10 protein-coding genes are annotated in these 16,014 nt (G+C 71.4%); 8 read left to right on the top strand and 2 right to left on the bottom strand.

Going from position 1 to position 16,014, the window contains the following annotated elements:
- Nucleotides 1–6 precede the first annotated feature (6 nt).
- The gene (locus tag ACYVC6_RS20640; RefSeq protein ID WP_460716359.1) at nucleotides 7–909 is read right to left on the bottom strand and encodes a carbohydrate ABC transporter permease; all 903 of its coding nucleotides are present in this window, start codon (nucleotides 907–909) and stop codon (nucleotides 7–9) included.
- A 109-nt stretch (nucleotides 910–1,018) separates the two neighbouring features.
- On the opposite strand from ACYVC6_RS20640, the gene ACYVC6_RS20645 reads away from it, so the two are divergent.
- The 5 genes from ACYVC6_RS20645 to ACYVC6_RS20665 are packed head-to-tail and all read left to right on the top strand — an operon-like array spanning nucleotide 1,019 to nucleotide 8,247.
- Nucleotides 1,019–2,059 carry a LacI family DNA-binding transcriptional regulator gene (locus tag ACYVC6_RS20645; protein WP_460716360.1) on the top strand — a complete coding sequence of 347 codons (1,041 nt, stop codon included), beginning with the start codon at nucleotides 1,019–1,021 and terminating at the stop codon, nucleotides 2,057–2,059.
- A gap of 38 nt (nucleotides 2,060–2,097) precedes the next feature.
- Entirely contained in the window at nucleotides 2,098–4,155 is a 2,058-nt protein-coding gene (locus tag ACYVC6_RS20650) for a beta-galactosidase (protein ID WP_460716361.1), read from the top strand.
- Nucleotides 4,152–5,669 carry an arabinosylfuranosidase ArfA gene (arfA, locus tag ACYVC6_RS20655; protein WP_460716362.1) on the top strand — a complete coding sequence of 506 codons (1,518 nt, stop codon included), beginning with the start codon at nucleotides 4,152–4,154 and terminating at the stop codon, nucleotides 5,667–5,669. The genes ACYVC6_RS20650 and arfA overlap by 4 nt, the downstream gene beginning before the upstream one ends.
- On the top strand, nucleotides 5,666–7,855 hold the full coding sequence (locus ACYVC6_RS20660; protein ID WP_460716363.1) for an alpha-galactosidase: 2,190 nt from the start codon (nucleotides 5,666–5,668) through the stop codon (nucleotides 7,853–7,855). The genes arfA and ACYVC6_RS20660 overlap by 4 nt, the downstream gene beginning before the upstream one ends.
- On the top strand, nucleotides 7,852–8,247 hold the full coding sequence (locus tag ACYVC6_RS20665; RefSeq protein WP_460716364.1) for a hypothetical protein: 396 nt from the start codon (nucleotides 7,852–7,854) through the stop codon (nucleotides 8,245–8,247). The genes ACYVC6_RS20660 and ACYVC6_RS20665 overlap by 4 nt, the downstream gene beginning before the upstream one ends.
- Before the next feature lie 61 nt (nucleotides 8,248–8,308).
- Here ACYVC6_RS20665 and ACYVC6_RS20670 read toward each other — a convergent pair whose 3' ends face one another.
- Complete coding sequence (locus ACYVC6_RS20670; protein ID WP_460716365.1) at nucleotides 8,309–10,999, bottom strand: bifunctional acetate--CoA ligase family protein/GNAT family N-acetyltransferase; 2,691 nt, start codon at nucleotides 10,997–10,999, stop codon at nucleotides 8,309–8,311.
- A 62-nt stretch (nucleotides 11,000–11,061) separates the two neighbouring features.
- Here ACYVC6_RS20670 and ACYVC6_RS20675 point away from each other — a divergent pair, with 62 nt between their 5' ends.
- Genes ACYVC6_RS20675 through ACYVC6_RS20685 form a run of 3 tightly spaced genes read left to right on the top strand, consistent with a single transcriptional unit; the run spans nucleotide 11,062 to nucleotide 16,014 of the window.
- The gene (locus ACYVC6_RS20675) at nucleotides 11,062–13,536 is read left to right on the top strand and encodes a DNA gyrase/topoisomerase IV subunit A (protein ID WP_460716366.1); all 2,475 of its coding nucleotides are present in this window, start codon (nucleotides 11,062–11,064) and stop codon (nucleotides 13,534–13,536) included.
- A gap of 4 nt (nucleotides 13,537–13,540) precedes the next feature.
- Nucleotides 13,541–14,263, top strand: coding sequence for an LppX_LprAFG lipoprotein (locus ACYVC6_RS20680; protein WP_460716367.1), 723 nt, complete (start codon nucleotides 13,541–13,543; stop codon nucleotides 14,261–14,263).
- On the top strand, nucleotides 14,260–16,014 hold the full coding sequence (locus tag ACYVC6_RS20685; RefSeq protein ID WP_460716368.1) for an MFS transporter: 1,755 nt from the start codon (nucleotides 14,260–14,262) through the stop codon (nucleotides 16,012–16,014). The genes ACYVC6_RS20680 and ACYVC6_RS20685 overlap by 4 nt, the downstream gene beginning before the upstream one ends.

The raw sequence follows: 16,014 nt of genomic DNA on the forward strand, positions 1-16,014 counted from the left end.
TGCCGCTCACTTCATCGCCTCCCGAGACCCGCGCAGCTGGACGACGTAGGCGATCACCGCGGTCAGCAGCCCCATCACGATGGCGACCGCGGCCGAGTAGTTGTACTGCTGGCCGCCGAAGGAGAGGTTGTAGGCGTAGAGGTTGGGCGTGAAGTAGGTCGTGATGACGTTGGGCTCCAGCGTGCGCAGGATGTTGGGCTCGTTGAACAGCTGGAAGGTCCCGATGATCGAGAAGATGGTGGCGATCACGATGGCCCCGCGCAGGGCCGGGATCTTGATCGAGAGCACCGTGCGCAGCGCGCCGGCGCCGTCGATCGCGGCCGCCTCGTAGATGTCGCTCGGCACCGTGCGCAGCGCGGAGTAGAAGATCAGCATGTTGTAGCCCACGAACTCCCAGGTCACGATGTTCGCGATCGACGCGAGCATCCAGCTCTCGCTGAGCGGCACGAACGAGGTGCCGAACAGGTCGTTGAGATCGGCGGCCAGCCCGAAGCTGGTGCCGTACATGAACCCCCACATCAGGACGGCCACCACGCCGGGCACGGCATAGGGCAGGAAGATGACCAGCCGGAAGAAGTTGCTGGCGTAGAGCCGGGCGCTGTCGATGACCAGAGCGGCCACCAGCGCCAGGCCGAGCATGATCGGCACCTGGACGACGAAGAACAGCACGACCCGCAGCGCGCCGTCCCAGAACTTGTCGTCGGTGAAGACGTCGACGTAGTTGGCCAGTCCGACGAACTCCTTGGTGCCGAAGAATGCCTGCTCCCGGAAGACGCTGAGGTAGGCGGCGTAGCAGATCGGCGCCAGGAAGGTCAGCGCGAAGACCACCAGGAAGGGGCCGACGAACAGCCAGCCACGGGTGTCGGTGCGCGAGTAGCGCCGGGGCCGATGGGCCGGTAGCTGCGCCATCCTCGCCTCCTTTCACCGCCGATTCCGGTGGCGGCCTGTTGACGTCAACAGGTAGAGTGGCGCACGACACATGTTGACGTCAACAGGTTCGACCGAAAGGATTCCATCCATGGGGACGGACGGCACCGCGGCGGGGCCGGGGCCGCGTCGTGCGGCCTCGCAGGCCGACGTCGCGCGGATCGCCGGGGTGTCGGGACAGACCGTCTCCCGGGTCGCCAACGGCGCCCGCTACGTCGACGAGGCGACCCGCGAGCGGGTGCTGGCGGCCATGCGCGAGGTCGGCTACCGCCCCAACCGCGCCGCCCGGGCGCTGCGCAGCGGACGGTTCCAGAGCATCGGCGTGATCGCGTTCGAGCTCTCCAGCGTCGGCACCACCCACACGTTGGACGCGGTCGCGTCCGCGGCGACCGAGACCGGCTATGCGATCAACCTGGTGCCAGTGCTGGACGCCACCCAGGAGGCGGTGCGGGCCGCATTCGACCAGCTCGGCGAGCAGGCGGTCGACGGCATCATCATCCTGGTCGAGACGCACCGGCTCGACGGCGTCGCCGTGCCGGACGGGCTGCCGGTCGTCGTGGTCGACTCCAGCGCGCAGTACGACTACCCGATCGTCGACAACGACCAGGCCCACGGTGCGCGGTTGGCGACCGAGCACCTGCTGGAGCTGGGTCACGAGACCGTCTGGCACGTCGCCGGGCCCGAGCTGTCCTACTCGGCTCGACGCCGCCGGACCGCGTGGCAGGAGACGCTCGAGACGCACGGGCGGGTCGTGCCGCCGGTCCTGCCGGGCGACTGGTCGACGGGATCAGGCTACGAGTCCGGGCTCCGCCTGGCCGACGACGACCAGGTGACCGCGGTGTTCACGGCCAACGACCAGATGGCCCTGGGGCTGTTGCGGGCCCTCCACGAGCGCGGTCGCCGGGTCCCCGACGACGTCAGCGTGGTCGGCTTCGACGACATGGAGGAGGCGGCGTACTTCTGGCCGCCGCTGACCACCGTCCGCCAGTCGTTCGCCGAGGTCGGCAGGCGCGCCGTCGACGCCCTGATGAGGGAGATCCGGTCCGGTGAGCACGAGCACCATGCTGAGCTGGTGCCGACCCAGCTGGTGGTCCGGGCCAGCACCGCCCCGCCCCCCGGGACCGAGGCATGAACACCCCACGAAAAGGCAGCCGTCGACACCACCGGTGGGTGAGGTGGCCCGAGTCCGTGAAGGGCGGCACGGTCCGGGGACCGCTCGGCTTCGGGGCCGACTACAACCCTGACCAGTGGGACCGCGAGGTCTGGGACGACGACGTCCGGCTGATGCGCCAGGCCGGGGTCAACATCGTCTCCCTCGCGATCTTCTCCTGGGCCCGGCTTCAGCCGGCCCAGGACTCCTGGGACTTCGCGTGGCTCGACGAGGTCATGGACCTCCTGCACGCGCACGGCATCGCCGTCGACCTCGCCACCGCGACCGCCTCGCCGCCGCCGTGGCTGGGCGCCGCGCACCCCGAGATCCTCCCTGTCACCCGCACCGGCGAGACCATGTGGCCAGGCTCCCGGCAGCACTGGCGGCCGACGTCACCGGTGTTCCGGCAGCACGCGCTCGCCCTCGTCGAGGCGATCGCGAGCCGCTACGCCGACCACCCCGCGCTCGCCGCCTGGCACGTCTCCAACGAGCTCGGCTGCCACAACCTCTATGACTACTCCGACGACGCCGCGGCCGCGTTCCGGGTCTGGCTGTCGGCGCGGTACGCCGACCTCGACGCGCTCAACCACGCCTGGGGGACGGCGTTCTGGTCACAGCGCTACAGCGACTGGGGGCAGGTCCTGCCGCCGCGGCTGACGCCGACCATCGCCAACCCGACCCACCAGCTCGACTTCAAGCGGTTCTCCTCCGACGCGCTCAAGGACTACCTGCGCGCCGAGCGGGAGGTCCTGGTGCGCCTGACCCCCGATGTTCCGGTCACGACCAACTTCATGGTCATGCAGCACTTCGACGGGATCGACTACGCCGACTGGGCCGCCGAGGTCGACTTCGTCTCCAACGACCACTACACGCTGGTCGACGACCGCGCCCTGGACGAGCTGTCGTTCTCGGCCAACCTGACCGGTGGCCTCGCCGGCGGCGAGCCGTGGTTCCTGATGGAGCACTCCACCAGCGCGGTCAACTGGCGTGCGATCAACCCGCCCAAGGCCGACGGGGGGCTGGTGCGGGACTCGCTCACCCACGTCGCCCACGGTGCGGACGCCGTGTGCTTCTTCCAGTGGCGGCAGTCCGTGGCCGGCGCGGAGAAGTACCACTCCGCGATGGTGCCCCACGCCGGCGAGGACAGCGAGGTCTACCGGACCGTGGTCCGGCTGGGCGGCCATCTCGAGCGGCTCTCCCCCGTCGTCGGTTCGCGGCGCCAGCAGGCCCGGGCCGCGATCCTCTTCGACATCGAGTCGTCGTGGACCCTCGGCCTGGAGGCCAACCCGAGCTCCGCACTGAGCCACCGGGAGGAGGCACTCGACTGGTACGCCGCCTTCCTGGCGCTCGGGGTCAGGGCGGACGTCCTGCCCACCGGCGCGCCGCTCGAGGGCTACGACGTCGTGGTGGCGCCGCTGCTGCACGTGCTGCCGGCCCCTGTGGCTGACCAGCTGCGGGACTTCGTCGGCCGTGGCGGACACCTCGCCACGACGTACTTCTCGGGCGTCGTGGACGAGAACGACCACGTGTGGCCGGGCGGCTACCCGGGCGCGCTCCGCGTGCTGCTCGGCATCCGCATCGAGGAGTTCGGGCCGCTCCTCGACGGCGACGAGGTGGTCCTCGATGACGGCAGCACCGGGACCCGCTGGACCGACCGGATCACCTCGACCACGCCCGACACGCACGTCATCGCGACCTACAAGACCGGTCCTCAGGCGGGGCGCCCCGCCGTCACCCGGCGCGTGGTGGGCGGGGGCTCGGCAACCTACGTCTCCACCCGTCTCGGCCCGGCGGGGCTCGAGCCGCTGCTCGGCCGGCTGCTCGAGGCCGCCGGCGTGGACAGTGAGCTGCCCGAGGGACTCCGGGGCCGGGTCGAGCTCACGATCCGCACCGACGGCGAGCGGGAGTTCTGGTTCCTGGTCAACAGGACCGACGACCCCGTGGATGCCGTCGACCTCGGCGAGCTGGGCGACGTCAGAGAGCCGGTCCTGTCCTCGGCGGAGGGCGATCCCAGGCTCGACGGGCTTCCGGGCTCCGCGGTGGCGGTGTTCGCCAGACCGGACCGCAGCGCCCGATGACCGCCACCACCCACCCCGCGCGCGTCCGGCTGGACGCGCGCCGGGACCGCGGCCCGCTCGACCGCCGCCTGTTCGGCAGCTTCGTCGAGCACCTGGGCCGCTGCGTCTACACCGGGATCTACGAGCCGGGGCATCCGATGGCCGACGAGCACGGCTTCCGCCGGGACGTCGAGGAGCTGGTCGACGAGCTCGGGGTGAACCTGGTGCGCTACCCCGGCGGCAACTTCGTCTCCGGCTACCGCTGGGAGGACGGCATCGGCCCCCGCGAGCAGCGGCCGCGGCGGCTCGACCTCGCGTGGCGGTCGGTCGAGTCCAACCAGGTCGGCACCGACGACTTCCTCGCCTGGGCGGAGCGCAACCGGATGGCGCCGATGATGGCGGTCAACCTGGGCACCCGCGGCGTCCAGGCCGCGGCCGATCTCGTCGAATACTGCAACCTGCCGGGCGGCACCCACTGGTCGGACCTGCGCCGCCGGCACGGCCGGGAGGCGGCGTACGACGTCCGGCTCTGGTGCCTGGGCAACGAGATGGACGGTCCCTGGCAGATCGGGGCCAAGACCGCGACCGACTACGGACGCCTCGCCGCCGAGGCCGGCAAGGCGATGAAGCTCGTCGACCCGACGCTCGAGCTGGTGGCCTGCGGCAGCTCCAACCACACCATGCCGACGTTCGGCTACTGGGAGTCCGAGGTGCTGGAGCAGGCGTGGGACGTGGTCGACCACATCTCGATGCACGCCTACTACGAGGAGGTCGACGGCGACCGGCGCAGCTTCCTGGCCTCCGGGGCCGACATGGACTCGTTCATCGACGGGGTCACCGCCACCATCGACGCGGTCGCCGCCCGCAAGCACAGCAGCAAGAGGATCGGCATCGCGTTCGACGAGTGGAACGTCTGGTACCAGACCCGGTTCAACGACGAGGGGCTGCCGCGGATCACCGAGGCCGGCCGGCTGCTCGAGGACGACTACAGCGCCCTGGACGCCGTGGTGGTCGGCGACCTGCTGATCTCCCTGCTCAACCACGCCGACCGGGTGCGGATCGCGTGCCAGGCCCAGCTGGTCAACGTGATCGCGCCGATCCGGACCGAGCCGGGCGGGGCTGCCTGGCGCCAGCCGACGTTCCACCCCTTCGCGGCCGTCAGCCACGCCGCGCGAGGCGTCGTGCTGGAGACCGAGGTGGACTGCGCCACCGTCGCCACCGAGAGGTACGGCGACGTGCCGGCCGTCACCGCCGCCGCCACCCTCGACCCGGAGACCGACGTCTGGAGCCTCTTCCTCACCAACCGGTCGGCGGCACCGACCGAGGTCCACCTCGAGTGGCGGGGGCTCCCCTCGGCCCACCTGCGGTCCGCGCGCACCCTCACCGCCGACGCGCCTGCAGGGTCCGACCGCCTGTTCACCTCGACGGAGGTCTCCCCCGGTCCCGGCGACACGCTCTCGCTCGTCCTGCCCGCGGAGTCGTGGACGGTCCTCGAGACCGGCCAGGACGTCGTCGCCTCCCCGACCACGTCGTGACGGACCCCGCCCGCGGCGTCCACCTCCGGCGCGGCGACACCAGCCTGGCGGTCCGCCTCGACCCCACCGAGCTCCCGTGCATCCTCCACTGGGGCCCCGACCTCGGCGACCTCGCGGACGAGCACCTGCCCGCCGTCCTCCGCTCGCTGGAGATGCCGACCGTCGACGGGGCGATCTACCAGCACTCGTGGGCATCCGTGCTGCCGCAGCAGACCAGTGGCTGGGTGGGCCGTCCGGGTCTGTTGGGCAGCCGCGCCGGCCGGGCCTGGGCGCTCACCTTCGGCTCGGTGGACCACAGCGTCACCGAGTCAGCCGACTCCACCCGGCTCACCAGCGTCGCCCTCGACGAGTCCGCCGGCGTGGAGGTGACCACCGTGCTCGAGCTGTTGGGCAGTGGCCTGCTGCGCCTGCGGGCCCGCGTGCGCAACCTGGCGGACACGGCGTACGAGGTGACCCTGCTCGAGCCCGCCCTCCCGGTGCCGGCCGAGGCCGACGAGCTCCTGGACATGGCCGGACGGCACGCTCACGAGCGCACTCCCCAGCGTCACGCGTTCACCCAGGGGCAGCACGTCCGCGAGGCCTGGGGCGGCCGCCCCGGCCACGACTCGGCCACAGTGCTGTGCGCCGGCCGGTCCGGGTTCGGCTTCCGCGCCGGCCGGGTCTGGGGTGTCCATCTCGGCTGGAGCGGCAACCAGGTGCTCAGTGCCGAGAGCTCCTTCACCGGCTGGAAGATGCTGCGCGGAGGCGAGCTGCTCATGCCCGGCGAGATCGTGCTCGGCCAGGGCGAGACCTACGCCTCGCCCTGGCTCTACGCCTCCTGGGGCGAGGGGCTCGATGCCTTCTCCGGCCGCTTCCACGAGCACCTGAGGGCGCGCGAGGTCCACCCCCGGCGCGAGCGACCAGTGCTCCTCAACACCTGGGAGGCGGTCTACTTCGACCTGGACCTGCCGAGGCTCGTCGAGCTCGCCGAGCGTGCGGCGGAGCTGGGCGTCGAGCGGTATGTCCTCGACGACGGCTGGTTCAAGGGCCGGCGCGACGCGACGAGCTCCCTGGGCGACTGGGTCGTGGACGAGGGCGTGTTCCCGGACGGGCTCACCCCGCTGGTGGAGACCGTGCACGACCTGGGCATGGAGTTCGGCCTGTGGGTCGAGCCCGAGATGGTCAACCTCGACTCCGATGTGGCGCGGGCGCATCCCGAGTGGGTCCTCGGCACCCACGCCGGTCCAGGCATCAGCTCGCGCCACCAGCACGTGCTCGACCTGACCGACCAGGACGCCTGGGACCACGTGTTCGGCCGGATCTCGGCGCTGGTGGACCGCTACGACATCGCCTACCTCAAGTGGGACCACAACCGGGCCCTGACGGGCGCGGGCCGCGGCCGGGACCTCAGACCCGCCGTCCACCTGCAGACCCTTGCGGTCTACCGCCTCATGGACGCACTCCGGGCCAGGCACCCCGGGCTCGAGATCGAGTCGTGCTGCGGGGGCGGTGGGCGCCTCGACCTGGGAGTCCTCGAACGGACCGACCGGGTCTGGATCTCCGACTGCATCGACGCCCACGAGGCGCATCGTCTGGTCCGGTGGACCGGGCTCACCCTCCCTCCCGAGCTGATGGGCACCCACGTCGGATCGGGCGTCGACCACACCACCGGCCGCCGGCACACGTTGCGCTTCCGGGCCGGCACCGCCCTGTGGGGACACCTCGGCGTCGAGTGCGACCTCACGACCATCTCGGAGGAGGAGCGCGAGGAGCTCCGGGCCTGGATCGCGCTGCACAAGCGCTTCCGGGGGCTGCTCCACTCCGGCCGCGTCGTGCGGGCGGACGCCGTGCCCGACGGCCTGCAGCTGGACGGCGTGGTGGCCCGTGACGGGCGCGAGGCACTCTTCCGGGTCTCGGCGCTCGACCTCACTCTGGGCGAGCCGGCCGGCCGCCTCCGTTTCCCCGGCCTGGCCCCCGAGACGGCCTACCGGGTGATGCCCGCGCCCCTCACGGTGTCACCCAAGGACCGCCCGCGACCCCGGTGGTACGACGGCGGCGAGGTGTTGAGCGGCCGCCTGCTGGGCGAGGTCGGCCTGGTCGCGCCACTGCTGGAGGCCGACGACCTGGTCATCGTGCACCTGGTCGCGGAGGCGACTCCAGGTCCGTCGGCAAGTTGGCGCTCCGAGCTTCTCGAGGGGTCGTTGTGACGAGGAAGTCCTTGTTCCTGCGGTCGTCTGTATGGATCGTCGGGTCAGTGGTTGGTGCGGTTGTCGTCGCGCTTCCGGACTCCGATCAACGGGTCTTGTCGTTCAGCAGAACGCACGGCCCGGCACCGCTTGACCTGTTTGGTGTAGCGATCCTCGTTGGCTGCTGGCTACCGATCGCCTTGGTCATTCCGTCGTTGTGGCGGGCAATGGCCGGCGCCCCGGCGCGAGTCGCCGCCGCGTTTGCCGTTCTCGGGGCCGCGGCGCTCGTGATCACCATCGGCGCCGACCTGGGTCGGGTGTGGCTCGTTGCCGCGGGTGCGCTCGTGGTTGCGCAGATCATCGTGCTCGCAGACGCCTGGCGTCTCGCCGGGCACTCGATGCCTGGGAAATGACCGCTCAGGAAGAAGAGTGCGGTTGCGACCGCGCCGCTAGCGGCGCTAGGACGCACCGACACTACTGCGGGATCGTGTCCCCCGGATGGGCCGGCATCCGGCGCACGAACCAGTCCGAGCGGGGGTCGGCGACCGGCTCGACCCGCGCCGACGCGGTCAGGACCGACAGGCCGGAAACGCTGGCCAGCACGAGCGACAGCTCCACGGAAGCGACCTGGGGCAGGTCGTGCTGCAGCTGGGCGAGCCGCAGGATGAGCTGCTCCACGGCCGCGACGTCCACCGTCTCCGAGCCGCGGTAGCCGAAGAGCATCGGCGAGGCCCGGATCTCCCGCACCATGGCGGCGGCGTCGCGGTCTCCCAGGGGCGGGATCCGGTAGGACTTGTCGCCGAGCAGCTCGGTCAGGGGCCCGGAGATCCCGAAGGACACGACCGGGCCGAACAGCGGGTCCTCGATGGAGCGCACCGCGATCGGGACGCCGGGGGGCGCGTTCTTCTGGACGACGTAGCCCGCCTGCTCGGGTGGTCCCACCAGAGCCCTGAGCGAGTTCCAGGCGTCCTTCATCTCCTCGGCGTTGTCGACATTGCGCCACACGTGCGCGAGGTCCGGGCGCTCCTGGAGGTGCTCGGCCGTCGCCTTGAGGACCACGTTCCACTCGAGCCGACGGCCGGCGGCCTGCGCCTGGCGCAGTGACGACACGGGCACGGCCGGCCACAGCTCGATCCCATAGGCCCCGAGCAGGGCGGTGACGTCGTCCTGGTCCAGCGTGGTGCCCTCGGGGTGCCCCATCAGCGCCCGCCCGACGACCTGACGCGCGGCGACCAGGTCGACGTGCTCCGGGGGGACGGACGCGCCGTCGGGGGTGCGCAGCCACACGGCGTACTCCACGACCTTCGCGAGGGCCCGGACCGCTGCCTCGACCGCGGGGTAGGACGGCACCGAGCCGCGACCTGCGGTGGAGCCGGCGACGTCGGGGACGCGCAGCAGCTCGGGGACACCCTCAGCACCGAGGAACGTCGAGACCAGGGGCTTGTCGGACTGCTCCCCGACCGCGGCCAGGACGTTGGCGATGTGTTCGCCGGCGACGTTGAGCGGCGGGATGTAGACCGCGACCACCGCGTCGACCTCGGGGTCGTCGATGGCGTTGTCGAGCGCGTCCTCGAAGTCCTCCGCGGTCGGCTCGGCGTCCAGGGCGACCTGCCGGTTGACGACCAGGCCGACCGAGGCCGCCGCGTCGGCGGCGAGGAGGCCCAGCGCGTCGGAGTTGCCGACGATCGCGACCCGGCGCCCGCGCGGCAGCGGCTGGTGGGCGAGCAGCTGGGCGACGTCGAACATGTCGTCCAGGGTGTCGACCTGGATCACGCCTGCCTGCTTGAACATCGCGTCGACGGCCTGGGGCGGCGCAGCGATCTTGCGGACCGCGTGGCCCATCGGCACACCTTGCGTCGTGCGCCCGGAGCGGACCGCCACGATCGGCTTGCGCAGGGAGACTCGACGGGCGATGCGGGAGAACTTGCGCGGGTTGCCGATCGACTCGAGATACATCATCACGACCTCGGTCGAGTCGTCCTCCTCCCAGTACTGCAGGAGGTCGTTGCCCGAGACGTCGGCGCGGTTGCCCGCGCTGACGAACGTCGAGAGACCGAGGCCGCGGTTGTTGACCTTCTCCAGGATCGCCGAACCAAGCGCACCGGACTGGCAGAAGAAGCCGGCCCGGCCCCGCGGTGGCATCAACCCGGCCAACGAGGCGTTGAGCGACACGGACGGGTCGGTGTTGATGATGCCCAGCGCGTTGGGCCCGATCAGCCGCAGGCCGTAGGAACGTGACAGCCCGACCAGCCGCCGCTGCCGCTGACGGCCCTCCTCACCGGTCTCTGCGAAGCCCGAGGAGATCACGACCAGCCCGTGCACGCCCTTGGACGCGCAGTCGAGGACGACGTCGGTCACCGAGTCGGCCGGCACTGCGACGATCGCCACGTCCACCTCGTCGGGGATGTCGCCGACCGCCTTGTAGGCCGGCATGCCGGACACCGCCGCCGCACTCGGGTTGACGGCGTAGACGCGGCCGGTGAAGTCGCCGGTGACCAGGTTGCGCACCAGGGCCTGGCCGATGGTGTCCTGACGGCGGCTGGCGCCGATCACCGCGACCGAGCGCGGGTTGAAGAAGCGGTGGATCGAGGCTGCCTCGGCCTGGTGCTCGCGGTTGGCCATGGCGCCGACCAGGGTGTCGGTGGGGTCGATCGGGAACTCGAGGCTGAGCACGCCGTCGTCGTACTGGCTGACGACCCGGTATCCCGCGTCCCTGAAGGTCTGGATCATCGCCTGGTTGTCGGGCAGCACCTCGGCGACGAACCGCTCCACGCCCCGCTCCCGCCCCGCCTGGGCGAGGTGCTCCAGCAGGATCTGGGCGATCCCCCGGCCCTGGTGCTCGTCCTCGACGAGGAACGCGACCTCGGCTTCGCCGTTCTCCACGACGTCGTAGCGGCCGACCGCGATCATCCGGCCCCTCAGCAGCACGACGAAGGCCACCCGGCCCACATGGTCGACCTCGGTGAAGCGGGCCACGTCCCGGTCCGAGAGGGTCGGCATCGGGGAGAAGAACCGGTAGTACTTCGACTGGTCGGAGACCCGCGAGTAGAACTCGACCATCAGGTCCTTGTCCTCGCCGCGGATCGGCCGGATGTGTGCCGTGCTGCCGTCCTTGAGCAGGACGTCGGCCTCCCAGTGTGCGGGCGGGGCCTGGGTCGCGGTCACGCCCCGGACTCTATCGGCGGGGCGTGACGGGAGAGTGTCGTACGCCGGGAGAGAATCGCCCTATGGCAAGGCGTTCTGCGACCCCACCGCCCCCCGAGGACTTCGAGGAGCACATCCTCGACATCGACGTCGGCGACGAGATGCGATCCTCGTTCCTGGAGTACGCCTACTCGGTCATCTACTCCCGCGCGCTGCCCGACGCCCGTGACGGGCTCAAGCCTGTGCAGCGCCGGATCCTCCACACGATGAACCAGATGGGCATCAGGCCCGACCGCGGCCACATCAAGAGCGCCCGCGTCGTCGGGGAGGTCATGGGCCGGTTGCACCCGCACGGTGACGGGGCGATCTACGACGCCCTGGTGCGCCTGGCTCAGCCGTGGTCGATGCGGCTGCCGATGGTCGACGGACACGGCAACTTCGGCTCCCCCGGCGGCGACGACCCGCCGGCCGCGATGCGCTACACGGAGTGTCGGATGGCCCCGGCCGCGGTGGCGATGACGGCCTCCATCGACGAGAACACCGTCGACTTCAAGCCCAACTACGACAGCCGGGAGCTCGAGCCGACGGTCCTGCCGAGCGCCATCCCCAACCTGGTCGTCAACGGCACCACCGGCATCGCGGTGGGCATGGCCACCAACATGGCGCCGCACAACCTGGTCGAGGTCGTCCAGGCGCTGCGCCACCTCATCACCCACCCCGGCGCCCGGCTCGACAGCCTGATGCGGTTCGTCCCGGGCCCGGACCTGCCCACCGGCGGCAAGATCGTCGGGCTCGACGGCATCAAGGACGCCTACGAGACCGGCCGCGGGTCGTTCCGGATGCGGGCGACCGCCCGGGTCGAGACCATCGGCCGGCGCAAGGGCATCGTGGTCACCGAGCTGCCCTACGCCGTCGGCATCGAGAAGGTCGTCGAGCGGATCAAGGTCCTCGTCCAGTCCAAGAAGCTCCAGGGCATCGCGGACATCAAGGACCTCACCGACATGGCCAACGGCACCCGACTGGTCATCGAGGTCAAGAACGGCTTCCACCCCGAGGCGATCCTCGAGCAGCTCTACCGCCACACGCCGATGGAGGAGTCCTTCGGCATCAACAACGTCTGTCTCGTCGACGGCCAGCCCCGCACGCTCGGCCTCAAGGAGCTCCTCGAGGTCTTCCTCGAGCACCGCTACACCGTCGTCCGCCGCCGCTCGCAGTTCCGGCGCGACAAGCTCGCCGACCGCCTCCACCTCGTCGACGGCCTGCTCATCGCCCTGCTCGACATCGACGAGGTCATCGAGGTGATCCGCACCAGCGACGACTCGGGCGCGGCCAAGGCGCGGCTGATCTCTGTCTTCGACCTGTCGGACGCCCAGGCGACCTACATCCTCGACATGCAGCTGCGCCGGCTGACCCGCTTCAGCCGGATCGAGCTCGAGAAGGAGCAGGAGACGCTCCGCCACGAGATCGAGGAGCTCGAGGCCATCCTCGCCGAGGAGGAAATGCTCAAGAAGGTGGTGTCGGACGAGCTGCTCGAGGTGTCCAAGACCTTCGGCACGCCGCGGCGCACCGTCCTCCTCGAGACCGCCGGCACCCCGGTGGCGTCGCAGGCGGCGCCGCTCGAAGTCGCCGACGACCCGTGCTTCGCGTTCCTGTCGTCCAGCGGGCTCCTCGCCCGCACGTCCTCGGCCGAGCCGGTCGGTGCCGGGGGCGACCGAACCAACCACGACGTCATCGTGTCGGCGGTGGCCACAACCGCCCGCGGCGAGGTCGGCCTGCTCACGTCCCGGGGCCGGCTGGTCAAGCTGTCCGTGCTCGACCTCCCGGGACTCCCCGCCTCGGCCAACGACCCCAACCTCCAGGGCGGCTACCCGGTCAGCGAGATCGCCTCGCTCGAGCCGGGCGAGCGGGCCCTGGCGCTGTGCACCCTCACCAGCGACGGGCCCGGCCTCGCCCTCGGCACCAGGGACGGCATCGTCAAACGCGTCAACCCCGAGGTCATCGGCAAGGACGAGTGGGACGTCATCGGGCTCAAGGACGGCGACGAGGTGGTCGGGGCGGTGCAGCTGACCACCGGCCACGAGACGCTGTGCTTCATCACCACCGACGCCCAGCTGCTGCACTTCGGCGCGGACGGTGTGCGACCCCAGGGCCGCTCCGGCGGCGGCATGCAGGGCATCCGCGTCTCCTCCGGCGAGCGGGTCGCCTGGTTCGGCGCGCTCGACCCCTCCGACGCGGTCGTGGTGACGGCGTCGGGGTCGACCACCGCGCTGCCCGGCACCGAGCCCGGAGCGGTCAAGGTCACGCCGTTCGAGGAGTACCCCGCCAAGGGCCGCGCCACGGGCGGCGTGCGCTGCCACCGCTTCCTCAAGGGTGAGGACGCACTCGTCTTCGCCTGGGCCGGTGACGCGCCCGCGCGCGCCGCGGCCGCCAGCGGGGCCCCGGTCGACCTGCCCGAGGCGATCGGCAGGCGCGACGGGTCGGGCACGCCGGGGTCGCAGCCGATCGCCGCGGCCGCGGGGCCGGTCGGCGTTCGGCTCACGCGGCTTGTGCGAGGCTGACCGCATGGCTTCATCGTTCAGCGGGCGCGCGTCCGCACTGGTCCTCGTGGCGGCCCTGGTCCTGGCCGCGGCCGGCTGCACCGAGGACGCCAAGGCCGGTGGCGCAGACGCGGACGACCCCACTCCCGAGGAGGTCCTCGCACTCGCCAAGACGACCCTCGACGAAACCCCCGGGGTGACGATCTCGCTCTCGACCGACGAGGTCCCGAGCGGCGTCACCGGTATCAAGTCCGCGACCGGCCTGGGCGCCCACCCCGCGGCGTTCGAGGGAGAGTTCGAGCTGAGCGTCAACGGCCTCCCGGCCACCGCCGAGGTCATCGCCGTCGACGGCGTGACCTACGCCAAGAACTCCCTGCTGCTACCCGACTGGACCCAGATCGACCCGGACGACTACGGCGCCCCCGACCCGGCCACCCTGATGGAGCCCGACGGCGGGTTCTCCGGCCTGATCTCGGCCCTCACCGATGTCGAGGAGGGTGACTCGGTCCGCGGCGGCCAGGACAACCGCGAGATCTTCACCGAATACACCGGCACCATCCCGTCCACGGCGGTCGAGGCGCTGATCCCGACCGCGAGCGGCGACTTCGAGGCGACCCTGACGATCAGCGAGGACGGCGAGCTGCGGCGGGCCGAGCTGAGCGGGGTCTTCTACGACGAGGCCGACGAGCTCACCTACACGCTGACGCTCGACGACTACGGCACGGAAGCGGAGATCACCGCGCCGTGACCACCAGGTCGCCCCGGCTGCTCCTGGGGCTGGCCGCTGTGGCCGTCGCGTTCGCCGCGGCCGACACCTACGTCGTCGTGCTCGCGCTGCCCGAGATGATGGGCGCCACCGGCATCCCCATCGACCAGCTCCAGCGGGCTGCCCCGATCGTCTCGGGCTTCCTGCTCGGCTACATCGCCATGCTGCCGCTGATCGGGCGGATCGCCGACCTGCGAGGCCGGCTCCCGGTGCTCGTCGCGGCCCTCGTGGTGTTCGCCGCCGGGTCGCTGGTCACCGCGCTGGCCTACGACCTGCCATCGATGGTGACCGGCCGCTTCCTGCAGGGTGTCGGCGGCGGCGGGCTGGTCCCGGCCACCCTGGCTCTGGTCGCGGACCTCTACCCCGTCGAGCGCCGGGGGGTGCCGCTGGGCCTGGTCTCCGCCGTGCAGGAGCTCGGCTCGGTGATCGGCCCGCTGTTCGGTGCGCTGGTGATCTCGGTCGCCGACTGGCGCACGATCTTCCTGATCAACCTGGCCGTCGGGCTGGTCCTCGCCGCGGCGCTGCGGGCGGCCAGTGACGACCGGACGACGGCGGACCGGGCTTCGAGACCACCTGGCCGCCTCGACTGGGGAAGCCCCCTGCTCCTGCTCGTCGCGCTGGTCTTCGGCGCCCTGGTGTTCGTGCAGCCCAACGAGCTGGTCACCCACATCACCTGGGGCGAGCTGTTCCTCCCGGTGGCCGGCGACAACCGGTGGCTCACCCCGGTCGGTGCCGTCGCGGCCGTGGCGTTCCTGCTCTTCCTGGTCCGCTCCGCCACCGCCAGCCGTCCGCTGCTCGACCTGCCCGGCTGGGCACGTTCGTCACGCGAGGCCGATCTGCGCGGCGCGCTCCTGCTCGCCGTGGCCCTGGGTGGCGTGATCCTCGCCTTCGCCACCGCCGACCCGCAGGTGCAGGTCTTCTCCGACCGCGGGCTCTGGTACCTGCTCGTCTCCGCGGTCGCCACGGCGGCCTTCGTGCTCCACCTGCGCAGCGCGGAGGCGCCCTTGGTGCCGCCCGGCGCGCTACGCCAGACGCCGGCCTGGGGAGCGATCCTGGTGAGCTTCTTCGTCGGCGCCGCCCTGATCGCGGCCCTCATCGACATCCCCATCTACGCCCGGACCACGACCTACCGAGGCTCCCAGCTGATGGCCGCCCTGGTGCTCGTCAGGTTCCTCGTCGCCCTGCCGGTGGGCGCGGTCGTCGGCGGCTACCTGACCCGGACCCGCAACGCCGGACTGATCACCGCCGTGGGGATGGCGATGTCGGCCACCGGCTTCTTCCTGATGTCGAAGTGGGGCATCGACTCCCTCGAGGACCCCACCTCCAACATCGCCCTGGTCGTGTGCGGGTTCGGCTTCGGGCTCGCCCTGGCACCGGTCAACGCCGCCGTGCTCGCCCACACCGACCCAGGGGTGCACGGTCTGGCCTCCGCGATGGTCGTGGTGGCCCGGATGGTCGGCATGCTCGTCGGCATCTCCGCACTCACCACGATCGGCCTGCGCCGCTACTACGCCGAGCAGGACGCGCTCCAGACGGTGACCGAGGTCTGCGGCAAGCCGGAGATGTGCAAGGACTTCCGCGACCTCCAGAAGCTGGCGGGCGTCGCCCAGGAGCAGACGGTCTTCCTCGGCGCCGTCTTCTGCGCCCTGGCGGCCGCGGTCATCGCGCTGCTGGTGTTCCGCGGCGCGGCCACCCGGGCCGACGCCCACCCGAGGGTCCGCTCGCTGGGCTGA

The organism is Nocardioides dilutus (assembly GCF_054779555.1).